20 protein-coding genes are annotated in these 22107 nt (G+C 47.6%); 11 read left to right on the top strand and 9 right to left on the bottom strand.

Translation table 11 applies throughout. The annotated features are described in order from the left end of the window. Positions 1-15 precede the first annotated feature (15 nt). Entirely contained in the window at positions 16-1035 is a 1020-nt protein-coding gene (locus QZZ54_RS06035; RefSeq protein WP_290700255.1) for a GTP-binding protein, read from the bottom strand. 972 nt (positions 1036-2007) lie between these two features. Next, a complete protein-coding gene (gene trpE, locus QZZ54_RS06030) occupies positions 2008-3492 on the bottom strand; it encodes an anthranilate synthase component I (protein WP_290700253.1) in 1485 nt (494 codons plus the stop codon). A gap of 724 nt (positions 3493-4216) precedes the next feature. On the opposite strand from trpE, the gene nhaR reads away from it, so the two are divergent. Next, positions 4217-5131 (top strand): transcriptional activator NhaR, encoded by a 915-nt coding sequence (nhaR, locus tag QZZ54_RS06025; protein ID WP_290700251.1) that lies wholly within the window; start codon positions 4217-4219, stop codon positions 5129-5131. Here nhaR and QZZ54_RS06020 read toward each other — a convergent pair whose 3' ends face one another. Together QZZ54_RS06020 and rpe are read right to left on the bottom strand one after the other, a co-directional pair. Further along, on the bottom strand, positions 5132-5821 hold the full coding sequence (locus QZZ54_RS06020) for a phosphoglycolate phosphatase (RefSeq protein WP_290700249.1): 690 nt from the start codon (positions 5819-5821) through the stop codon (positions 5132-5134). A 14-nt stretch (positions 5822-5835) separates the two neighbouring features. Next, positions 5836-6504, bottom strand: a complete 669-nt coding sequence (rpe, locus tag QZZ54_RS06015; RefSeq protein WP_290700247.1) for a ribulose-phosphate 3-epimerase — start codon at positions 6502-6504, stop codon at positions 5836-5838. A gap of 116 nt (positions 6505-6620) precedes the next feature. On the opposite strand from rpe, the gene QZZ54_RS06010 reads away from it, so the two are divergent. Further along, the gene (locus QZZ54_RS06010; protein WP_290700245.1) at positions 6621-7682 is read left to right on the top strand and encodes a DUF3530 family protein; all 1062 of its coding nucleotides are present in this window, start codon (positions 6621-6623) and stop codon (positions 7680-7682) included. Between the two features lie 27 nt (positions 7683-7709). Here the strand turns inward: QZZ54_RS06010 and djlA are convergent, their stop codons facing one another. The 3 genes from djlA to QZZ54_RS05995 are packed head-to-tail and all read right to left on the bottom strand — an operon-like array spanning position 7710 to position 10289. Next, on the bottom strand, positions 7710-8555 hold the full coding sequence (gene djlA, locus QZZ54_RS06005; RefSeq protein WP_290700243.1) for a co-chaperone DjlA: 846 nt from the start codon (positions 8553-8555) through the stop codon (positions 7710-7712). Then, on the bottom strand, positions 8545-9237 hold the full coding sequence (murU, locus tag QZZ54_RS06000; RefSeq protein ID WP_290700241.1) for an N-acetylmuramate alpha-1-phosphate uridylyltransferase MurU: 693 nt from the start codon (positions 9235-9237) through the stop codon (positions 8545-8547). Before murU ends, djlA begins: the two co-directional genes overlap by 11 nt. Further along, on the bottom strand, positions 9237-10289 hold the full coding sequence (locus tag QZZ54_RS05995; RefSeq protein ID WP_290700238.1) for a phosphotransferase: 1053 nt from the start codon (positions 10287-10289) through the stop codon (positions 9237-9239). Before QZZ54_RS05995 ends, murU begins: the two co-directional genes overlap by 1 nt. A 132-nt stretch (positions 10290-10421) precedes the next feature. Between QZZ54_RS05995 and QZZ54_RS05990 the strand changes: the two genes are divergently transcribed. From QZZ54_RS05990 to QZZ54_RS05950, 9 genes are read left to right on the top strand one after another with little or no spacing between them, the layout of a single operon-like run. Then, positions 10422-13052: an LPS-assembly protein LptD gene (locus tag QZZ54_RS05990; RefSeq protein WP_290700234.1), complete on the top strand. Its 2631-nt coding sequence runs from the start codon at positions 10422-10424 to the stop codon at positions 13050-13052. Next, a complete protein-coding gene (locus tag QZZ54_RS05985; RefSeq protein WP_290700231.1) occupies positions 13042-14334 on the top strand; it encodes a peptidylprolyl isomerase in 1293 nt (430 codons plus the stop codon). Before QZZ54_RS05990 ends, QZZ54_RS05985 begins: the two co-directional genes overlap by 11 nt. A 5-nt stretch (positions 14335-14339) precedes the next feature. Continuing rightward, positions 14340-15347, top strand: a complete 1008-nt coding sequence (gene pdxA / locus QZZ54_RS05980) for a 4-hydroxythreonine-4-phosphate dehydrogenase PdxA (RefSeq protein WP_366645158.1) — start codon at positions 14340-14342, stop codon at positions 15345-15347. Next, complete coding sequence (rsmA, locus tag QZZ54_RS05975; protein ID WP_290700228.1) at positions 15340-16146, top strand: 16S rRNA (adenine(1518)-N(6)/adenine(1519)-N(6))-dimethyltransferase RsmA; 807 nt, start codon at positions 15340-15342, stop codon at positions 16144-16146. Before pdxA ends, rsmA begins: the two co-directional genes overlap by 8 nt. Positions 16147-16157: 11 nt before the next feature. Beyond that, positions 16158-16544: a Co2+/Mg2+ efflux protein ApaG gene (apaG, locus tag QZZ54_RS05970; protein WP_290700225.1), complete on the top strand. Its 387-nt coding sequence runs from the start codon at positions 16158-16160 to the stop codon at positions 16542-16544. Positions 16545-16554: 10 nt separating this feature from the next. Beyond that, entirely contained in the window at positions 16555-17376 is an 822-nt protein-coding gene (locus tag QZZ54_RS05965) for a symmetrical bis(5'-nucleosyl)-tetraphosphatase (protein ID WP_290700223.1), read from the top strand. Beyond that, complete coding sequence (glpE, locus tag QZZ54_RS05960) at positions 17376-17696, top strand: thiosulfate sulfurtransferase GlpE (RefSeq protein ID WP_290700221.1); 321 nt, start codon at positions 17376-17378, stop codon at positions 17694-17696. Before QZZ54_RS05965 ends, glpE begins: the two co-directional genes overlap by 1 nt. A 3-nt stretch (positions 17697-17699) precedes the next feature. Next, complete coding sequence (locus QZZ54_RS05955; protein WP_290700219.1) at positions 17700-18830, top strand: hypothetical protein; 1131 nt, start codon at positions 17700-17702, stop codon at positions 18828-18830. Further along, on the top strand, positions 18827-19567 hold the full coding sequence (locus tag QZZ54_RS05950; RefSeq protein ID WP_290700217.1) for a pteridine reductase: 741 nt from the start codon (positions 18827-18829) through the stop codon (positions 19565-19567). The genes QZZ54_RS05955 and QZZ54_RS05950 overlap by 4 nt, the downstream gene beginning before the upstream one ends. A gap of 25 nt (positions 19568-19592) precedes the next feature. Here the strand turns inward: QZZ54_RS05950 and QZZ54_RS05945 are convergent, their stop codons facing one another. Both QZZ54_RS05945 and QZZ54_RS05940 read right to left on the bottom strand, forming a co-directional pair. Beyond that, positions 19593-21485, bottom strand: coding sequence for a M48 family metallopeptidase (locus QZZ54_RS05945; protein WP_290700214.1), 1893 nt, complete (start codon positions 21483-21485; stop codon positions 19593-19595). A gap of 18 nt (positions 21486-21503) precedes the next feature. Next, positions 21504-22100, bottom strand: a complete 597-nt coding sequence (locus QZZ54_RS05940; RefSeq protein WP_290700211.1) for a LemA family protein — start codon at positions 22098-22100, stop codon at positions 21504-21506. Positions 22101-22107: the final 7 nt, after the last annotated feature.

Here is a 22107-nt window from a genome sequence, read left to right as displayed (position 1 = left end):
GCTTAATTTAAGGATTTAGAGACGTATGCTGTGCTTCAGTAGCTGAGTTTCCAGATCCAGCCAACTCTCCGGTTTCTGGCCGATGACTTCAAGACGACTATCCATTACTTCGTCGAGCGCCTGGACCTTAAGTACTGAATCAGCCAGATTATACGCAAAAACACCTTCATCACTAATCATTACCGCCTTCAGTCGCTCGACATCCAGTCCCATAAACAAGCTTTCCATGGCGCTACAGCTGAACTCGAATTCTGGACTAAATACCCAGCCACTACTGAAAAAACCCTCACCTTGATTATCCTTACGCAGATAACCGCACTCGGGAAAGCAGTCAGGCTCTTGCATTGCAGTCATATGATTATGCCCTTCCTGACTGCGTCCCTCTTTTATCACTGCACTTATATCAGTACTTATTTCTATTTTATGTCTAGAAGGAGCAATCAACCACTCAGGTTCAAGTTTACCGTTACTACAATTCGTGACCGCAGCATCGCAATCCAGCGTCATCAGGTATTCAGATAACCGCTCAGCTTCGGCTCCCTGATAAAGATCAGTCTTATGGGCGACCACCAGATCAGCAATCTTAATCTGCTGATTAAAGGTCTCATGCTCGGTATAACGTGAATCTTCTAACTTGCGGGCATCTACCAGCGTAACCGTAGTGCAAAGATCCAACACATCGGCATACTCTGGCTGCTGTAGTGTCGCGATCACTTCTTTAGGATGCCCCAATCCAGTAGGTTCGATCAGTAAACGATCAGGACGGGCTTGGCGAATCAACTGATTCAACGCAATTTGCATAGGCACACCGGCGGTGCAACACATACAGCCACCAGGCACCTCTTTTATAAAGACTCCCGGCACCTCACTTTCATTATTCATCAGTCCCGCGTCTATACCCACTTCACCAAACTCATTCACCAACACCGCCCAGCGTTCATTGTCAGGCTTATTAGCGAGAAGGTACTGAATCGCGGTGGTTTTACCGACACCGAGAAACCCGGTAATTATATTGGTAGGAATCTGACTAAACATAGGAAAGGTCTGCGACTGGCTAATTTGTTATAATATAACAAATTAATACTTTTTCGTCACAACTATAAAGCCGGTAGCAATAAAATAGGGCAATTTTAATATCCAGATACACACAGTGAGTGCTTGGTACGAAGACATCATAATGAAGCGATTCTAAACTAAATCTATATCTAACTGATGTAGATAAGGGAATTACGAACTCGTTGAGCCAAAAGCCAATCTGTATGCCTTTTGAAGGTTTTAAGAACCACCAGCCTCAAAAACTTGAAGCGCTATATAAAGCATACAGAGAGCAAATAGTTTCTCAGCGACGGCTACCACAGCTCCCGCTTAGGGATACAATTAGCTTGCCGGAAAAAACCGATCTTTATCTCTTCATCACTAAACTTAACATATGATCGAAGTACGCTAAAATCGAAAACTGAACGTTTATCCATCATTACAGAAGCAGCAATACCACATCCACCTGATTGTGCGTTTCCCAACCCAACACCCTCTTGCCAGGCGCTATATTGAGATCTGTTTGACGCACACCCAGCCATTAAAACAGCTACAAAGAGTATGCCTAAAGTTCTCATCTTCTTTACCTCTACATAAAGATGAGCACCCCCCCACTGTTATGGCGTTCCCTGAAAATACCTAAATACCACTCCCTGATACATTCAATCTATGCCCCAAGCCATGACACAACTAAAGTTTACGAGTAGCGAAAACAGATGAAAAGAAAACCACTACCCAAGTTGGGTTTTCTTATAAATCAGATAGTTAGGAACGAAACATTGTTTCAGTAAATATTAATCTCATACAAAACAAGTGTTTATAAAACACTAACAAGAACCTAATCTGGAAAGAAAAAAACAAAATGGGTACACCTCTAGAAATAGAACCATGTCTGAAGAAAATATTATGAACCCTGATAACAAACAATAAAAAAACCTCCAAAAGGAGGTTTTCTATCGATCAAAACAGCAATCAGAGATTGTCTAACCCTTGTTCGACCATGGCCACAGCCTTAAAGATAGCCCGACCCTTATTCATAGTTTCATCCCACTCGGAGGTAGGCACAGAATCAGCAACAATACCGGCGCCTGCTTGTATATGCAGCTGACCGTTTTCAATCACAGCGGTACGAATCGCTATAGCCGTATCCATATTACCGTTCCATGATAGATAACCAACAGCACCACCATAGATACCGCGCTTTACCGGTTCCAATTCATCTATGATTTCCATGGCCCGCACCTTAGGCGCTCCACTCAAAGTGCCGGCAGGCAGGGTAGCACGCAATACATCCATAACCGATACATCCGGTTTCAGATGGCCTATCACGTTAGAAACGATATGCATTACGTGTGAATAACGTTCTACAGCCATCTGAGTGGTCAGTTCAACTTTGCCAATCTCCGCAACACGACCTACATCATTACGTCCCAGGTCGATCAGCATTAAGTGTTCAGCGATCTCTTTAGGATCAGCCAGCAGGTCTTGTTCTAACGCTTTGTCCTCGGCCTCGGTTTCTCCCCGTGGACGAGTTCCGGCAATTGGCCGCACCGTGACTAATCTATCTTCTACCCGTGCAAGAATCTCAGGAGATGATCCCACTACATGATGGTCTCCCAGATGCAAAACATACATGTATGGCGAAGGATTAAGACAACGCAGTGCGCGATAAAGATCCAGAGGGCTGCTGGTAAAAGGGATAGTCATTCGTTGAGATATAACGGTCTGCATCACATCACCGGCGAGTATGTACTCTTTGATGCGATCAACTGAATCCTTATATTGCTGCTCACCGAAACTGGACTTAAATTCTGATTCAGAAACTTCACGGCGCTCTGTCGGTTGGGTATCTTGGTGAGGCACAGAAAAACGTAAGCGACTTACCAGCTCATCCAGCCTCAACTCAGCTTCACCTAAAGCATCTTCTACTGCTGGGTCTGCATGACTGATCAATATCAGTTTGCCACTGAGGTTATCAAACACTACGACTTCATCGGATACCATCAGTAAAATATCAGGTGTGCCAATTACATCTTCTGGAACACTCTCTGCCAGTCTTTTTTCCACATAACGAACACAGTCATAGCCAAAATAACCCACCAGCCCGCCGTTAAAACGAGGCAGGCCCGGTAATTCCGCCGCCCGATAACGGGCCTGGAATTGCTCAACAAACTCAAGAGGGTCAGAAACCTCTGCTTGCTCAACAACTTCACCGTCAGTTTCTACCCGAATGCTATGGCCAAATACTTTAAGAACGGTTCTGCAAGGCAGACCGATAATGGAATACCGCCCCCACTTCTCACCGCCCTCAACTGACTCCAGCAGATAACTATAGGGCTGGTTTGCCAGCTTCATATAAGTGGACAAAGGGGTATCCAGATCCGCTAATACTTCACGAACAACAGGGATACGGTTGAAGTTTTGAGCTGATAACTCTGCAAATTGTTCAGGATTCATGGTTTGTACTCGTCGCTATCCTGAGGTTTGATCAACAGGATATTTGAAATATATTCCGTATGCTTTTTCAAAGCAGGCCGGATGTAATAACTGATATGCGGGGCTCAGTTACGCCATCGCCAACGCTCACCGCCATAACGGGTAAGCAGAATTATCTCAATGGGGGCTAGCAAATCTGACACAGTGTTTCCAGACAATCGTTAATTCAGAGTCTCAACTTTATAGCAGCCTCACCCCTGAATCAACTGAGACAAGAGCACCAGAGTAACTTTATTAATCCAACTAAATGCTGTGAGGATGCAAATGAGTCCAGCCGACTCTATGCGGGCAAGGAAATAGGCAGCGTGCGAAATAAAAAGATAGCCGAAAGCTATATCTCGCTTTCTCATTTGAGAAACACAGCCCACGCCTGTTTACTAAAAAACAGGCAAAAAAAACCGGCCTTGGGAGCCGGGATAATGTTTGGATGAGAGTCCACTTACTTTAAGGCATGAGGAAAACCTTACAACTTGCTTACAACAACTTACTTAACAACTTTTTACAATCTTAACCTTTACATCCTTGCTAACAACTCGCTTACCCTGACCTGTTAGGGGAGAACCAGAGAGGTCATGACAAACTCGATAAGTCACAGTATAGTCGAGTAAATCATAAATAAAATACGAATTTACTATAAAGATAGTAAGATTTTTACGAAGTAATTTTCTTAATAACTGGCACTCCTATGAATTTCAAACATCTGCGTTACTTTCTTGTAGCTGCTCAGGAAGGCAGTATTAACCGGGCCAGCGAGAAACTTCATCTAACCCCTCAAACGATCAGTGGCCAGATAAAATTACTCGAACAGGAGCTGGGAGCCCCTCTATTTAAAAAACGCGGGCGAAACCTGAAGTTAACTAAAGCCGGACAGCATGCACTTAACTATGCTGAGGATATATTTCTATTAGGAGATGAACTAAAACAGAGTATCCATAACCCGGCTACCCTCAAGCAACAGCGCTTTAACATTGGCATTGCCGATGTACTGCCAAAATTAATTACTTATCATCTTTTAGAGCCAGCTTTAAAGCAGAGTGACCCCAGCCGGTTAATCTGCGAAGAAGGGCCACTACCCAGCCTTTTGGCTGATCTGGCAACCCAAAAGCTGGATCTGGTACTGGCTGACCGTCCCTTAGATGCTAGTTTTCATATTCGTGGTTATAACCATCTCTTAGGCGAATGTGGTCTTAGTTTCTTTGCCACTCCGGACGTTGCGGCAACTTACCGGGCAAACTTCCCAGCGTCTCTTGAAGGCGCTCCGATGCTCATGCCTTCAGCCGAAACTGAACGGGGAATAGGCCTTAAACGTTGGTTTGAGCGTCACAAAATCCGACCAGATATTCAGGTAGAGTGTGCCGATACGGCATTGATTGAAGCCTTTGGACTTTCCGGTGCCGGTATTTTTTGTGCGCCAACGGTTATAGCCCAACAGATGACCCGCCAATATGGCGTTGAAGTTATCGGTCGTATGGATGATATACGGGAAAGGTTTTATGCCATATCACTGGAACGCAGGGTCAGTCATCCCGGAGTACTTGCGGTATGTAACTCAGCCAGAACGGCTCTTTTCGATGAACTGGATGAAGCTGTAAATAACTGATCAGTTAATCAGCTCTGCCAGGTTATCAACAATCAGATCTGGAGCATAACGGGCAACCGGTTCGCCATGATTATAACCATAGGTAACAGCGACCACTTTACAGCCTGCTGCCTGGGCCGCTTCAATATCGCTGCGGGAGTCACCCACCATTAAGGTTTTTTCAGGGCCGACACCCGCCTTTTCCATCGCATACAGCAAAGGTAAAGGATGTGGCTTTTTCTCAGTCAGACTATCACCACCTAAGATGATTGGAAAATAGTCATTAAGGCCAAAGTCATCCATCAGCGTTTCAGTAAAGCTGATCGGTTTATTAGTAATCAGCCCCATCTCTACCTGTGCTGACTGCAAAGCAGTCAACAGCTCAATAGCACCTGAATATAGTTTGCTTTTTTCTGAACAACAGGCGCTATAGTGCTGTAAGAATAGTGGAAACGCCCGATCAAACAGTGCAAGTGCAAGCTCAGGCTCACTTCCCACAGGAGAGTCGAGGCCGACCAGAGCACGTTTCACTAGCATCTGAGCGCCATTGCCGACCCAGTTACGTACTCTGTCTTCACCCGCTTCCGGCATCCCCATAGCGGTCAGCATCCGATCAACAGCTAGCGCCAGATCAGGGACACTGTCCAGCAGAGTACCGTCAAGGTCAAAGAGAACCAGCTGGGGTAACTCCCCCTTAAATAGCGATTTCAATGCCGCTATCTTGTTCAGACTGTAGCCAACTCAGCACGCATCTTATCGATAGTCGCTTGGTAGTCATCCGTATTAAATATTGCTGAGCCCGCGACGAAGGTATCTGCACCCGCCGCAGCAATCTCAGCAATATTGGCCACTGTAACTCCACCGTCAACCTCTAGACGGATATCGTAGCCACTCTGATCAATTAACTTACGGGCCTGCTTCAGTTTATCCAGGGTCGCCGGAATAAACTTTTGACCGCCAAAACCCGGATTTACTGACATCAGCAGAATCATATCAACTTTATCCATTACGTAATCCAGATAGCTCAATGGCGTTGCCGGATTAAACACCAATCCAGACTTGCAGCCACCCTCGCGAATCATCTGCAATGAACGATCGATATGTTCAGAACCCTCAGGATGAAAAGTAATAATACTGGCGCCAGCTTCAATAAAGTCACCGATCAGACGGTCCACTGGCTTCACCATCAGGTGCACATCAATCGGCGCTTCAATGCCATGATTACGCAATGCTTTACATACCATAGGACCGATCGTCAGGTTAGGTACATAGTGATTATCCATTACATCGAAATGTACGTAGTCAGCACCGGCGGCAAGGACGTTATCTACCTCTTCACCCAGACGGGCAAAATCTGCAGATAGAATAGATGGAGCAATCTTATAATCAGCCATTAGCATAACTCGGAAAGTAATAGAGAGAGAAGAATCCGGCTATTGTACTTTCCCCGCTTTGAAACTCAACCAGCTTTGTTCTTGCTAATATCTGCTGGCTCTTTAATAATCGAAACATGAAACTGATTAAGCCACTGATTTTTACACTTTTTTTAAGCTCTGTAACCGCACTGCCTGCAGCAGAGGATACCGCTGTAGAAAATTCAGTACCCGCCTCAGATAGCATTGAAAACAGTGAGGCTGATACTACACCTGCGCGCGCCATGCCTGATCCTGCGCAACAACGCCAGACAGACCTGGCTAAAGCACAAGATTCTGAGACAGCAGTAATATGGCTGGAACTCAACGATCAAAAACAGCTGGCCCTACTGCAGAAAGCAGCAAGTCCATCACCTGTCGGTAGCATTCTAATCTTTCCTGACAGAGATACCGGCGCAGACTGGCCATCAATAGTGCGTCCTCTTCGCACTCAAATGACTGAATACGACTGGAACACCCTGAGCCTAACCTTGCCAGAACAACCTGCTAAGGCTATCCCAGAGCGCACACTCCCGGTCCTGCAGGAGAGAAGTCAGATTCAAACGACAACTGAGGGTGCTGAAGAGCCGCCAGAATCACCGGTTGAAGATACAATTTCAACTCCGGAAACAACGTCAACAAATGCCTCTGAGGAAATCAATGATTCTGACTACAACAAACTAGTTACCGAGCTGGGGCAGCTAGCCTCTGACCAGCTCAAGAATCTGGATGGAAACTTGACCGTCATACTCGGGATTGGTGAAGGAGCGACCTGGGCCATGCACTACTTTTCTCAGGATGAAAACCAAAAGGATCGTTATTTAGTATTGCTTGATCCGGTTCAACCTATAGACAGCTCAGCGCCAAAGTTGATTGAGATGCTCTCTGAAACCAAGGCCCCAGTACTGGATCTATGGTTTAACAGCAATCAAGTTAAGCAGCAGCAAGCAGCACTACGCAAGCGCACTATTCGCCGAAGTGGCAATAACGGCTATCAGCAAATACGTCTGAATCAGCGCACTAATGACCCGCGGAGAGAACCTCTATGGCTTACCCGACAGCTGCGAGGCATTTTAAAAAACCGGATTATCGATAGACAGGCAGAAAAATCACCCGCAATGCCTAAAGTTGAGCCGATGGAACTCGCCCCTGGAAGCTGATTTCTTTTATACCACTCACTCGAACCATTAATGCTTTTTACGAGCGGTTTTAATGCGATCGTACGCGCCCTGAATCTCCTGAGTTTTTTCCTTTGCTAGCTGCATCATCTCTTCTGGAAGGCCTTTAGCAACTAATTTATCCGGATGATGCTGACTCATCAGGCGGCGATAGGCTTTTTTCAATTCAGCATCTGAGGCAGATTCTTTTACACCTAGAACCCCGTAAGATTCTGTCAGCAGCTGTTGCTCGGAGACAAAACCTCCCTGATGCGACTGGTAACTGTGTTGCTGGTATGAGAATTGCGATTGCATACGCGCCATCAACGCGGCCATTTCGGCTTGTGACATCTGTAACAAACCACAGACTTCACGAATAATAATTGTCTCAGCCTCGCTCACCTGGCCATCAGCCATTGCCGCTTGCAACTGAATTTCGACAAACATCAACTTCAGAGGGATACGAAAGCGGATCAAAGCTCTCAGTGGTCGCATCACTTCAGCTATATCAAAATCATTCTCCTTGCCTAGCGAGAACAGCTCCATCGCCTCTTTGCGGCGTTCTTCGCTCAACCCCATCCGGTTCATAACTTCCCGGGCGTACTGGATCTCTTCCTGACTGACCCGGCCGTCAGCTTTAGCCAGCTTCCCCATCACAGTGAAGGTCGCCTTAAAAAAGGCATCCTGAGGGTTCAAGGCTTGCCCCAGCGCATTTTTCAGTGCGGCTGAGATTGCCACACCTATACCCGCACCGAATAACAGCCCGACAAGTCCGCCGCTGAAGAGTCCGATTAAACCACCAATCACAAGCAACGTTCGATTGCGTCGAATTAACTGACCCAGACTAAAACCTGCTTTTTCACTTTTAAATGCCATCTATCCGACCTTTCTCAATATCTTCACTGACCTCCTGAAGCCGTTCAGGAGTGCCTATATCCCGCCAATAGCCGGAAAAAAATTCACCGCTTACCTGCCCCGACTGCATCGCACTGCGTAACAACGGCGCCAGTGGGAATTTACCGGCTGAGCAGCTATCAAACAATACTGGTGACAGCACACTAACACCACTAAATGTCAGACAATCATCGCCATTCTCGAAAACATGATTCTCCTGCAGCTGAAAATCACCTCCCGGATTATGCTCAGGATTTGGCACCAATACCAGATGGGCCAACCAATCTTCTGGGATATTGTGATTCAGCAACCGCTCAAACGGATAGTTAGTGAACACATCACCATTGATTAAGATAAAGGGAGAACCATCTTCACTCAGCTGCGGCAAAGCCTTGAATATCCCGCCTCCGGTTTCCAGAGGTTCAGCCTCCGCAGACCAGGTAACCTTTGCGCCAAAGCGTGAGCCATCACCAACATAGGCCTCGAGTTTCTCACCCAGCCAAGCATGATTGATTACCACTTCTGTGATACCCGCCTTCACCAAGCGTTCAATGTGATATTGAATCAGCGGTTTACCGGCTACCGGTAGCAATGGTTTCGGAGTTTCCAGAGTAAGTGGCCTCATGCGGGTTCCCAACCCCGCAGCCAGAATCATCGCCCGCATTAACTAAACCACCGATCCAGCAACTTATTATCAAACTGATCATTTGCATACATAGCAGGTACAACAACCTCCTGCAGCCAGGCGGAAAACGTGACTAAACTACCATAGCGGGCCGCTACCCGAATAATGTAATTCAAGGTTCGGGGAATATCTGCAAGATAACCTGGTTTACCATCCCTAAGTAAGAGTCGGGCAAAAATACCCGCCGCTTTCAGGTGACGCTGAGCCCCCATCAGATCAAACCAACGATAAAAGGTCTCACGATCATATTCTGCCAGCAAGCCATCATTGACCAATAGCTCACCAAACTGATCAACCCAGCCGTAAACTCGCATGTCAGGCCACTCGATATAACAATCTCGCAACAACGAAGCCAGGTCGTAGGTAATAGGCCCGATAACCGCATCTTGAAAATCGATAACGCCGGGAGTATTTTCTCCATCCACCAATAAGTTACGCGAATGATAATCCCGGTGAACGCAAACCTGGGGCTGTTCCAGCGCGGAATTAATCAAAAACTCAGAGACTTCGTTAAACATATGCTTAACACCAGGGCCAATAGAGATACCTAGCAAGTCGGTCACCAACCAATCACGGAACAGATCCATCTCCCGCTGAAGCAAAGCGCTGTCATAGGTCGGTAAAGGATGATCAGCAATATTATGACATTGCTGCAACCGGGTTAGTGCACTGAAAGCCCTTCCATAAAGCTCATCCGCACTATCATCACTCAACTCATTCAGATAAAGATCATCACCCAGATCAGATAACAACATGTATCCCTGCTCTAAATCGACCGCATGGATAATAGGCGCATGAATTTCAAGAGGCTCCCAAGCACGGGCAATGCATACGAATGGATGACTATTCTCTTTCTCCGGAGGAGCATCCATCAGAATCCAGCTCATCCCATGGCTTTTTAATCGAAAATAACGCCGGAAACTGGCATCTCCCGAGACAGGAACACACTGCCAGTCGGTAGCCAGATCGATGTTCAGCGTCTTAAAAGTATGCTCTACCCAGTGTTTAAGACCGGCCAACCGCTGTCCCATATTTATCAATCCCCTAGCGTTGTTATAGCTGAATGTTTTATCATGCCACCCTCTATGAGGTATGTTACTCGAATCAAGGTTTAGCGATAAGAGAAATAGATGTTTTTCTTCTCCGCCTAATGGACTATCTGAATGCCGTTCTCAAGACGTTCTTCCTACACACTGACACTGGCGGTCATCGCCACAATGCCTGCGATCCTGCACGCGGCCAATTTGGATTCAGATATCCAAAATGCGCTATGGACCTGCACAATGGAAAATGGCCAGGACTGGCAATGTGATAACCCTGATAAGGGAAATAACCAACTATCGGAAGCTGCGGCACAAAATGCCACCAGCGGCACTGATAAAATACAGCCTGCAGAATATGCTTCCGTCAAACCTATTCAACAGATTGACGGTGCTTGGGTATGCGAAACAAATGCCTCCGGCGGCTGGTCCTGCCTTGATAATCAGGCAATTTCAGCATCATCGGTCACGGCAAAACCAGTTACTGCATCTGACGTTCAGACAACAACAGGACTCAACACCCTTTCAGCTCCTATAAAGAGTCCGGTTGAAACAGCCAACCTCGCAGATAAACGATACGCCAATCTGGACTGGTACCCAATAGCCGAAGCATCAAAAGCTTGCCATGGTGTATATATTGAACCTGAGACTCAAAGCGATACCGGACAAGGCTCATCTGTAAGCCCGGACAAATTAAAAATCGATGCGGATCGCTCGGAGACCCAATTGGGCGGTCTGACCCGCCTCGAAGGGAATGTTGAGTTACGTCAACAAGGTCGCTATCTGCGTAGCGACTCAGCTGAATTTGATCAGATATCCAATCAGGTCAACATGATCGGCAATGTACAATTCAGAGAACCTGGAATGTTATTGCGGGGCACCCAAGCGCAAACCAATGCAATAACCGGTGAGACCGTTGTTAGTCGTGCCGACTATGTAGTACATGCACAATCCCTGCGGGGTGATGCTCACCGAATCATCCGCATGCAGGACAATAGATTGAGGATGGAACAAAGTACTTATACTACCTGCCCGCCCAACGATGAAAGCTGGGAATTAGCAGCAGATTCTCTGGTACTGGACCCCAATCGTGGTTTCGGTACCGCGCGCCACGCCACCCTTAAAATTGCTGACACACCGGTTTTCTATTTCCCCTATCTGGAATTTCCGATTGATGATCAGCGCCACTCTGGCTTCCTGCTTCCATCATTCGGCCATTCAAATGAGGACGGCCTTGAGATTGCTATACCCTATTATTTCAATCTGGCACCGAACTACGATGACACCCTGACACCCAAGGTATTTACTAAACGCGGCCTATTACTTGAAAATGAGTTCCGTTACCTAAACGACTATGGCCAACAGGCTCTCAGCACCGGTCTGTTAATTAAGGATGATCAAACTAAACGAGACCGCTGGGCTGTTGGTGTAGACCATACAGGACACCAGGAAGGCTGGAGCACTCTGGTCGATTACAACGCTATCAGCGATGATAAATACTTCGATGATCTGGGATCTAGTCTAAAGGTCGACCGCTCCAACCATCTGGATCAACAGGCTCAGGCAACTTACAGCGAAGATAACTGGTCTGCCACACTCAAAGCCCACAGTTATCAAACTATTAATAACAGTAAGTCCCCCTATCAGCGAATACCGCAATTACAGGTGGAAGGACGCCACATTTATAACCGATCACAGGAGTTTGTCCTCAGCTACCTCGCTGATGCGACTCAATTTGATCGTAATATCGATGATCTCGCAGGTATTGACCGGGTGACTGGTACTCGACTCCACCTGCAACCATCTCTCAGCATGCCTACAGTCTGGAGTTGGGGTTACATGACACCAAAGGCAACAGCCTGGCTTAGTCAGTATAATCTGGAAGATCAAGTTGCCGGACAAGACGACAACATCAACCGTACAGCAGGTTTATTTAGCGTTGATTCAGGCTTGATTTTCGAACGCCAGGCCGACAATTACACTCAAACACTGGAGCCTCGACTATTTGCACTCTACAGCGAGGACGTGGACCAGCAAGGCATTCCTGACTTTGATACTGCCGAGACTGATTTCAGCTATCAAAGCTTATTCCAGGAAAATCGTTTTACCGGGCTAGATAAGATTGGAGACAACCAACAGCTGTCGCTTGGTATCAGTTCGGCGTTCTATCGAAGCGATGGTAGCGAAAAAGCCCGACTGGGATTGGCACAAGCCTATTACTTTGCTGACCGTAGCGTGCAACTTAACGGCGATACCAGTGTCGATACTGAGTCACTATCTAACTTTGCCGCGGAAGCTAGCTGGAGCCCCTACTCGGATCTACAGCTATCAATTGACACTGAGTTAGATAAGCAATCACTCGACCCATTGGAAAATAATTTAAAAATCCGCTATCTTCCGGCACCCAACAAAGCGATCAGCTTTAGTTATCGCTACCGGGAAAACCTGCGAAATCAGGCAGCCTTTTCCTTTATCTGGCCTCTATCGCCAGAATGGAGCGCAATGGGCCTGTGGCAGAAAGATTTAGAAAACTCACAAACACCTGAAGCGCTGCTTGGACTAGAATATGCCAGCTGTTGCTGGAAAGTTCGGGTTGCTGCACGACAGTGGATAGAGGATGATAGCGATGGTCAGGAAGACACCGCTCTATTCCTGCAATTTGTCCTGAAAGGGCTAGGTAAGGCTGGCAATGACAGTGCCGCCCTAGAAGATATTTTTGGCTTTAAAGAACGTGAAGAGAATAATGACTACTAAGCTCATAAATAAACTCAAGCCAGGCTTGGCTGCCCTCTTACTGGGGTTTAGCGTCTCGGCCAGCGCCGTAGGTACTCCTATTGACCGCATCATAGCCATCGTCAATGATGATATTGTGTTGCAAAGCGAACTAAGTAATCGGGAAGCGATAATCAAAGCCCGTCTCAGCGCTCAGGGACGCAGCTTGCCTGATGAAAAGATACTCCAGGATCAAGTCCTCGACCGTCTGATACTGGACAATATTCAACTGCAGATCGGCAAAGAGCGGGGAATCAGAATCAGCGACAGCGAACTGAACACCTCAATGGAGCGGATAGCAGCAGGCTCAAACCTGACTTTAGAGCAGTTCCGTGAAGCCCTGATCGCAGAAGGCCAGGACTACGCTCAGGCCCGACAACAGATTCGCAACGAGATGCTGATCCAACGAATTCAGCAACGTATCGTCAACAGCCGCATCAATGTTTCCCAACAAGAGATCAATAACTACCTTGATTCTGAACAGGGACAACAGCTAAGTGCTGAGAGCTACAACCTTTCTCAGATACTGATTGCCGTACCACTGCAGGCGACGGCTAAGATGATCCAGTCAGCCCAGCAGCAAGCTGAAGAAATATCTGAGCAGCTAATAAACGGTGCTAATTTCGCTGAAACGGCGATTTCACGCTCCAAAGGGCCAAACGCTTTAAAAGGCGGGGCAATAGGCTGGCGACAACTCAATGAAATGCCTGAAGAGTTCGCATCAGCTGCCAAAAAACTCAAAACTGGCGAATTTAGTGAGCCTTTGCGAAGCCCGAGCGGTTTCCATATTCTTAAAGTCCTCGGAAAAAAGGGCGGTAGTGTTCAGCTGGTCAAACAGGTAAAAGTTCGACACATCCTACTGAGTCCAAATGAAATTCGTTCTCCAGCTCAGACCCGTCGTGAGATCGAGTCAATTTACCAGCAGCTTAAAGAAAACGTGCCTTTTGATGAGTTAGCTAAACAATTCAGTGATGACGCTGGCAGCGGCTCATTAGGCGGCGACCTGGGTTGGGCACAGGCTGGACAGATGGTGCCTGAGTTTGAACAAGTCATGTTTAATACTCCTAAAGGTAAACTCAGCTCCCCTTTTGAATCCCGCTTTGGTTGGCATATTCTCAAAGTAGAAGATGACCGAGAGCAGGACATGAGTGATGAGATGCAGACAAATCAGGCCCGGTCAACGATACGACAACGTAAGTTCAATGAAGAACTGCAAAACTGGTTGCGTGAAATTCGCTCCCAGGCTTACATCGAGCTTAAGTAAGCCTGATGCAACCCTATCGATTGGCCCTAACCCCGGGAGAGCCTGCCGGAATCGGGCCTGACCTCTGTATTCAGATCGCCCAGCAGGGACATGATCATCAGCTAGTTATCATTGCCGACCCGGTGATGATGCAGGCACGGGCTCAGCAACTCAACCTGCCCCTGACCCTGCTACCCTACTCTGCTGATGAGCCAATCCGTGCTACGCCTTCAGCTACCCTCTGGATAGAGCCGATTAACCTCGCTGAAGAAAGCACTTCTGGGCAGCTTAACCCAGCTAATGCGAACTATATTTTGGACACCCTTACCCGGGCAACCCTAGGTTGCCAGCAAAAAGAATTTGCCGCCTTAGTCACAGCCCCGGTACATAAAGGGGTGATCAACGATGCGGGGATTCCTTTCAGCGGGCATACTGAGTTTCTCGAACAGCTGACCGGCACAGAGAAAGTCGTGATGATGCTGGCAACCGAAGGGTTACGGGTCGCTTTAGCAACCACGCACCTACCGCTAGCTAAAGTCCCAGACGCCATCACTCAACCACTACTTGAAGAAGTTCTGTCAGTACTACGGCATGACCTGCAAGAAAGCTTTGGGCTTAAGAATCCCAGAATTTTGATTGCAGGACTCAACCCCCATGCCGGAGAAGGTGGCCACATGGGCAGAGAAGAGATAGAGGTAATACAGCCCGTCATTAACCGGTTAAGACAGCAGGGGTTTAACCTTAGCGATCCTCTTCCTGCTGATACACTCTTTACTGACAAGTTCCTTAATACTGCTGATGCGGTGCTGGCCATGTATCATGATCAAGGACTTCCAGTACTAAAATATAAAGGTTTTGGTCGCGCTGTTAATATCACTCTGGGAATGCCTGTTATCCGCACCTCAGTTGACCATGGTACCGCTCTAGATCTTGCCGGAAGTGGCCAAGCCGATTGCGGCAGCTTACTAACCGCTATCAACTATGCTGCCGAAATGGCAAATAATCGTTACAACACCGGAACAACGAATGAGTAACAAGCCAACAGGCCACAAAGCACGTAAACGATTTGGTCAGAATTTCCTTCAAGATCAGGGTGTTATTCGACGTATTGTTCGGGCAATTGCCCCCCGCGAGACTCAACACCTGGTAGAGATAGGGCCAGGCCTGGGTGCGATTACTGAAGAATTACTGGAGCTTTGCCAGCGCCTGGATGTAGTAGAACTTGACCGTGACCTAATACCGATCCTGCGCACTAAATTTTTTAGCTACGAGGAAAAGTTCACTATTCATCAGGGCGACGCTCTGAAGTTTGATTTCAGCACCCTTCAACAACAGGATGAACAGCTACGAGTTGTCGGCAATCTACCCTATAACATATCTACTCCTCTCATCTTCCATCTTTTAAGCTACGCTGATCAGATCGAAGATATGCACTTTATGCTGCAAAAAGAGGTGGTAGACCGACTAGCTGCACAGCCAGGTGACAGCGCCTATGGCCGTCTGGGAATCATGGCTCAGTACTATTGCCATGTAGAGCCTCTATTTCTAGTACCTCCTCATGCATTCGATCCAGCACCTAAGGTTGATTCAGCAATTGTTCGCCTGATACCTTACAAAGAGTTACCACACCCTGTTCAGGATATCGAAAAACTGGCAACCGTTGTTCGTACAGCCTTTGGTCAACGCAGAAAAACTCTGCGTAACAATCTAAAGCCGCTGCTATCCGCAGATGAAATAGAAGCTCTTGGCATTGATCCCGGCCTACGGCCTGAACGACTTGCCCTGCAAGACTTTATCCAGATAAGTGATTATCTGAGCAGCAAACAACTATAAAACGAAGTGATATGATCTACTCAGAAACAGCTCACAATATCGCCATTAATGTAGAAACAGCCTATTTGCCGGATCAGTCTGACCCGGCAAAAAAACGCTATGTTTTTTCCTATCACATCACTATCACTAATCACGACCAGCAACCGGTTCAATTACTCCGTCGTCGCTGGCTGATCGTTGATGGTGATGAGAAAGCTCAGGAAGTTGAAGGCGAAGGCGTAATCGGCGAACAACCGGTAATTGAACCTCAGCAAAGCTATAGCTATACCAGCGGAACAGTTCTAAGCACCCGGGTAGGATGCATGCAAGGACACTATCAGATGCAAACAAACGATGGTCAGACCTTTAATGCTGATATTGAGCCGTTCACCCTGGCTCAACCGAACGCACTGCACTAAGGAGCATTGGATGGCAACCTATGCAATCGGGGATATTCAGGGCTGCTACGACGAACTTCGAGAGTTACTGAAAAAAGTCAATTTCAGCAAAAATGATAATCTATGGCTGGCTGGCGATCTGGTTAACCGAGGCCCTAAATCCTTAGAAACTCTTCGTTTCCTGCACTCCCTAAGAGATCAGGTAACCGTGGTACTAGGCAATCACGACCTACATCTGCTAGCCGTCTATAGCGGTGCAATGAAAGCCAAACGATCCGACACTTTTCATGACATTCTGGTCGCCCCAGATGCTGAAAAGCTGATGAAGTGGCTTCGCAACCAGCCCCTCCTGGCTACGGATGAACAGCTGGGATTCACAATGGTGCACGCTGGCATTCCGCCGCAATGGTCACTAAAAAAAGCGCACCGGCGCGCCCGCGAAGTTGAAACCGTATTACAAGGCACCTTAGCCAACGAGTTTTTCCGGCACATGTACGGTAACCAGCCTGCTTGCTGGTCTGGCGAACTGAAAGGCTGGGACCGCCTGAGAACAATCACTAACTATTTTACCCGAATGCGCTTTTGCGATAGCGAAGGTAAGATGGAGTTTTCCGCCAAAGGCACACTGGCCAGCCAGCCATCAGGCTTTATGCCTTGGTTTAACCATGAAGGAAAAGCACTAAAAAAGGGATATCTTGTCTTTGGCCACTGGGCTGCTCTGGAAGGAAAAGCAGACAGAGCTAACGTATTTGCTTTAGATACCGGTTGCGTCTGGGGTAATACGCTGACGGCCCTGCGACTGGATGACAAAGAACTGATTTCTGTAAAGAGTAATAAGAGGTATGGCAACTGATGGATAACTTCGAATGTATTAATATCGCTCAGGCTGAACAACTGATTGCAGAAGGCGCAGTTGTCGCTGATATTCGCGATCCGCAAAGTTATCAACAGAGCCATATAAACAATGCTATTCACCTGAGTAACGACTCACTACATGAGTTTATTCAGTCTGCAGATATGGATGTACCGTTGATTATATGCTGTTACCACGGTTTCAGCAGCCAGTCAGCTGCCGGCCTTTTAATCCAACAGGGATTTGATCAGGTTTACAGCCTTGATGGCGGTTTTGAGCTCTGGCAGGGCAGTCGACCTGATCAGTGTTCCAGCGACTGACCCATGCAAACTTTTCTGGTGGGAGGCGCCGTTCGGGATACTTTACTCGACTATCCTATCTATGACCGAGACTGGGTGGTCGTTGGCGCCACACCTGAAAAGATGCTTGAACAGGGATTTCGCCCCGTAGGAAAAGACTTTCCGGTCTTTATCCACCCTGACAGCGGTGAAGAGTACGCACTGGCTCGCACTGAGCGCAAATCAGGAAAGGGCTATACCGGCTTTCAGTATCACGCCAGCCCAGATGTCACACTGGAACAGGATCTGATTCGTCGTGACCTTACGATCAACGCTATGGCGATGGACGATCACAACACTGTGATCGACCCCTATGGCGGACAACAGGACCTCACTGCAAAGACCCTGAGGCACGTTTCTCCCGCTTTTTCTGAAGACCCCCTTCGCGTACTAAGAGTGGCCCGTTTTCTGGCCCGCTACATTTCAATGGGATTTAGTATTGCACCTGAAACTATGGCATTGATGCAGGAACTGGCCGCCGGAGATGAATTAGAACACCTGACAGCCGAACGTGTGTGGCAGGAGTTCCAACGCGCACTGGGCGAAGCATCACCCGAAGCCTTTCTCATAGCCCTGAATCAATGTAACGCACTGACTCTGCTCTTTCCCGAACTATGCGCGACAGCTAATGACTCGCAAACACTTGCAGCGATCAATAAAGCCGACGACACCAAAGTGCGCTTTGCTATTTTACTCCGCAGCGCCTTCACAGAAGACGCGCCCCATACCAGTCTGTATATCAAAAAAATCAAAACATTTTGCGAAAAACACAGAGTACCCAACGCTTATCGGGATTTGGCACTTCAGTTCTGCACCCAGGCTGACCACCTATGTCAGTTTTCTCAACTCGATGCGGCTGAACGCCTTTCTCTCATTACGGATTTAGGGCTCCTGCGCCGAAGTGAACACTTGCCACTGCTATTTCAAGGCTGCACACTGATCTGCGACGAAGAACTGACAGTAAGAGAGCAACTCCCTGAACTACTCAAAACATTACAGCAGATCAGTCCTCAACAACTGATGCAACAAGGCTACAAGGGGAAAGCGCTGGGAGAGGCAATAACTCAGGCGCAATTGCAAATTTGTCAGCAACAGATAGAAGAGGCTTGCGAATGAACACCCCCGTCGCCCTGATCACCGGAGCAGCCCGAAGAATCGGCGCCACGATAGCCCATCGGCTTTGGCTACAGGGCTACCGAGTGATTATCCACTGCAATCACTCAATCTCAGATGCCGAGCAACTGGTAGAACAACTCAATCGAGAAAGAGCAAATAGCGCCAAGATGATTCAGGCAGACCTCAACAGCACAGCGGAGGTTTCTCAACTTGCAGAACAGGCACAGGCTTGTTGGGGTCAGATAGATCTGTTGATCAATAACGCCTCCTCTTTCTACCCTACTCCCCTGCAAGAGAGCACTGAGAGGCAATGGGACGATCTAATCAACAGCAACCTTAAAGCAGCCTACTTTCTCTCGGCTCAACTGGCAGATACATTAAGGCAGCAGCAGGGAAGCATCATAAATCTGGTTGATATCCATGCGCAGCGTGCGCTTCCGGGTTACCCTATCTATTCAATAGCCAAGGCGGGCTTACAGATGATGACTATCAGCCTGGCGAAAGAGCTGGCACCTGAAGTGCGAGTCAATGGTGTTGCGCCTGGCCCGATTCTCTGGCCGGAAGAACAAGCAGCGGTTAGTCCTGAGGAACAAACAGCCATACTAGAAAAAACACTTTTGAAGCGCGCAGGCGCCCCGGAAGACATTGCTGAAACAGTATTGTTTTTAGCCCGCCAAAACTTTATTACCGGCCAGATTATTGCCGTTGATGGCGGCAAATCACTCTACAGCCACTAATACAATTCAAGCCATTAAACTGAGCTCAATCATCCAGGCCAATCAGAGGGCTTTCCATTATCGCAGCAATCGCTGTAATCAACTCCCGCTCAACCGGCAAGACCCTGCCATCGAGACGCACAACCTGCACCATCCCTTTCAATAATCGCTGGCGTAAAAACGGAGTAGCCGCTGCCAACTCAGTCACCGCTTTGGCTAAAGCCTCGCGATTACACTTCTCTTCAGCAACAAGCTTAAGCGTATACAACCCGGCAACCCCGGCACCACGGGTAAAGGCTTTTGTAGTAATTTCGTCAGAACTATTACCGTGGTAAGCAAGCATAGAGATAACCAACGCATAAGGCTCTTTAAGTGCATCTAGAGACTTATTCCTATTCTCCCGTTTACGCACCGCGCCAAAATGCGCATCACAATAACGACTAACTAGCTGATACAACACCCACTCAAACAGATCTATCTGCTGATCAGCCTGAACAACCTGTAATAACAGTCGCTTGAACGCCTTATACTGATTAGCGGACTGGGCCTTCAGCGCGGGCAGAGACAACTCGATTAACTGAAGGTACTCTTCACGGGCCAGGCTTGAGAACATCGACTGACAATTAGTCAGCCGCTCAGCCAATCCTTTATCCTGTACAGTAATAAGCTGTAACTGTTTTTCTCTTACGCTACTATCGCCATCCAGCAACAATCCCAACAACACCACCCGAGCATCATAGGGATCACGCGCCAAGCCATACAGATCAGTCTCAACAACCGTCGACTGTTTTTGGTTAACATCCTCAGCTGACGCATAATCCATCAGCTCGACACCTGCCAATGTGCCAATTAAACGATCAATCACTTCCTGTTTAGGTTTGCCCCGATCGAGGTTAATTTCAGGTTCTTCCGGAAGCGGTTCCGGCTCCAGATATTCACCATCCCAACGAGGTTCTATCTTACGAATCCGCACATTCAAGGGAGGATGAGTCGACCAGAGCCAGTTTGGCATCACAGCAGAAAAAAATAGATGCCCGGCTTCCTGACAATCCGGATGATTGAGATGCCCTTGAAACCGGCTACCCCCGATAACTTTCAACGCCCCACCTATCCCTTCCGGGTTACGGGTAAATTGCACCGCCGATGCATCCGCAAGAAATTCACGCTGACGGCTAATAGCCGCTTTCAGCATATTACCCAGTAAGACCCCACACCAACCAATTGCCATTAGCCCCAGCCCTAATAGCACCAAGTAACCACGACTAGAATTACGTGATTTAGTAGAATCGACCCACCAGCTGGTTCTGCTACTAGCAAACATTCGCCCCAATTCGCCAAAAAAAACCATGCCATGCAACATAATCAACAGTCGCATATTAAGGCGCATATCACCGTTTAATATGTGGCTGAACTCATGTGCTATAACGCCCTGCAACTGGTCTCGATTAAGTCCGTCAAGGGTTCCCTTAGTCACGCAGATTGCAGCATCTGTCAACCCAAGTCCGGCCGCAAACGCGTTAATTCCAGCTTCATGACGCATCACATAAACAGGTGGCACAGGCACACCGGCAGCCAGCGCCATCTCCTCAACCACATTCAGTAAACGTCGTTCACCAGCACCTGCCGTCGAATGAAGTATCTGTTCGCCGCCAAATTGCTCGGCAACGGCTCCTCCACCTTGTTTTACATCCAGCCATTTCAGCCAGGCAGCGAAGATCAACAGCAGACTAATCGCTGCCGCCACAATAAAAATACGCTCCCAACTAAGGTAATCAAGAAACACACGATCTGGCAGAGACAAGGGGTCATCATTTACCCAGAGATACCAGGCAAACAACAGATTAATCAGACACACCATTGCCAGATTAAGAAGAATAAAGAGTAGCAACAGCGTGCGACTACTCTTGCGGGCCTGATCCTGAGCCGCATAAAAGTTCATTTATAGAACCTATTGTGATTAAAAACTAACTTTTGGTGCAGCCTGCAGCTGCTCTTTATCGGCAAATTCTAGTAAAGATGCATCTTTAACATGACCAAAAGTCCCTGCCAGAATCACCGGAGGAAAAGTCTGCTTATAACTATTGTATTCAGTGACAGCATCATTAAATGCCTGTCGGGCGAATGATACGCGGTTTTCAGTTGAGGTCAGCTCTTCGCTTAGCTGGCGCATATTGGCATCAGCCTTAAGATCAGGATAATCCTCAACCACAATACTCAACTTACCTAATGCACCTTGTAACCCACCCTCTGCTTTAGCCAGCTGCCCAAGTGCCTGGGCGCTTTCAGGATTTGCAGCAGCAGCTTTAAGCCCCGCCAGCGCTTCGTTACGAGCAGCGATAACCGCTTCTAATGTGCCTCGTTCATGCTCAAGATAAGCCTTAGCCGTTTCAACCAAATTCGGAATCAGGTCATAGCGTCGTTTCAACTGCACATCGATCTGTGCAAAGCTATTCTGAAATCGATTTTTAAGCGTCACCAGGCGGTTATAGATCGCCACAACATAAAAGACTAATGCTGCTACAACAACTAAAAAAATGAGTGATCCAGTCCCCATATTAAAC

This window comes from Amphritea sp., assembly GCF_016744155.1.
Lineage (GTDB): Bacteria > Pseudomonadota > Gammaproteobacteria > Pseudomonadales > Balneatricaceae > Amphritea.
Note: the sequence above shows the minus strand (reverse complement) of the source record. Positions and strands in the feature narration are given on the sequence as shown.

Bases quoted from the DNA above. Each gene is read 5' to 3' on its own strand.
- QZZ54_RS06035 (WP_290700255.1), bottom strand. From the start codon at position 1,035: ATGTTTAGTCAGATTCCTACCAATATAATTACCGGGTTTCTCGGTGTC.
- trpE (WP_290700253.1), bottom strand. From the start codon at position 3,492: ATGAATCCTGAACAATTTGCAGAGTTATCAGCTCAAAACTTCAACCGT.
- nhaR (WP_290700251.1), top strand. From the start codon at position 4,217: ATGAATTTCAAACATCTGCGTTACTTTCTTGTAGCTGCTCAGGAAGGC.
- rpe (WP_290700247.1), bottom strand. From the start codon at position 6,504: ATGGCTGATTATAAGATTGCTCCATCTATTCTATCTGCAGATTTTGCC.
- QZZ54_RS06010 (WP_290700245.1), top strand. From the start codon at position 6,621: ATGAAACTGATTAAGCCACTGATTTTTACACTTTTTTTAAGCTCTGTA.
- djlA (WP_290700243.1), bottom strand. From the start codon at position 8,555: ATGGCATTTAAAAGTGAAAAAGCAGGTTTTAGTCTGGGTCAGTTAATT.
- murU (WP_290700241.1), bottom strand. From the start codon at position 9,237: ATGCGGGCGATGATTCTGGCTGCGGGGTTGGGAACCCGCATGAGGCCA.
- QZZ54_RS05995 (WP_290700238.1), bottom strand. From the start codon at position 10,289: ATGGGACAGCGGTTGGCCGGTCTTAAACACTGGGTAGAGCATACTTTT.
- QZZ54_RS05990 (WP_290700234.1), top strand. From the start codon at position 10,422: ATGCCGTTCTCAAGACGTTCTTCCTACACACTGACACTGGCGGTCATC.
- QZZ54_RS05985 (WP_290700231.1), top strand. From the start codon at position 13,042: ATGACTACTAAGCTCATAAATAAACTCAAGCCAGGCTTGGCTGCCCTC.
- pdxA (WP_366645158.1), top strand. From the start codon at position 14,340: ATGCAACCCTATCGATTGGCCCTAACCCCGGGAGAGCCTGCCGGAATC.
- rsmA (WP_290700228.1), top strand. From the start codon at position 15,340: ATGAGTAACAAGCCAACAGGCCACAAAGCACGTAAACGATTTGGTCAG.
- apaG (WP_290700225.1), top strand. From the start codon at position 16,158: ATGATCTACTCAGAAACAGCTCACAATATCGCCATTAATGTAGAAACA.
- QZZ54_RS05965 (WP_290700223.1), top strand. From the start codon at position 16,555: ATGGCAACCTATGCAATCGGGGATATTCAGGGCTGCTACGACGAACTT.
- glpE (WP_290700221.1), top strand. From the start codon at position 17,376: ATGGATAACTTCGAATGTATTAATATCGCTCAGGCTGAACAACTGATT.
- QZZ54_RS05955 (WP_290700219.1), top strand. From the start codon at position 17,700: ATGCAAACTTTTCTGGTGGGAGGCGCCGTTCGGGATACTTTACTCGAC.
- QZZ54_RS05950 (WP_290700217.1), top strand. From the start codon at position 18,827: ATGAACACCCCCGTCGCCCTGATCACCGGAGCAGCCCGAAGAATCGGC.
- QZZ54_RS05945 (WP_290700214.1), bottom strand. From the start codon at position 21,485: ATGAACTTTTATGCGGCTCAGGATCAGGCCCGCAAGAGTAGTCGCACG.
- QZZ54_RS05940 (WP_290700211.1), bottom strand. From the start codon at position 22,100: ATGGGGACTGGATCACTCATTTTTTTAGTTGTTGTAGCAGCATTAGTC.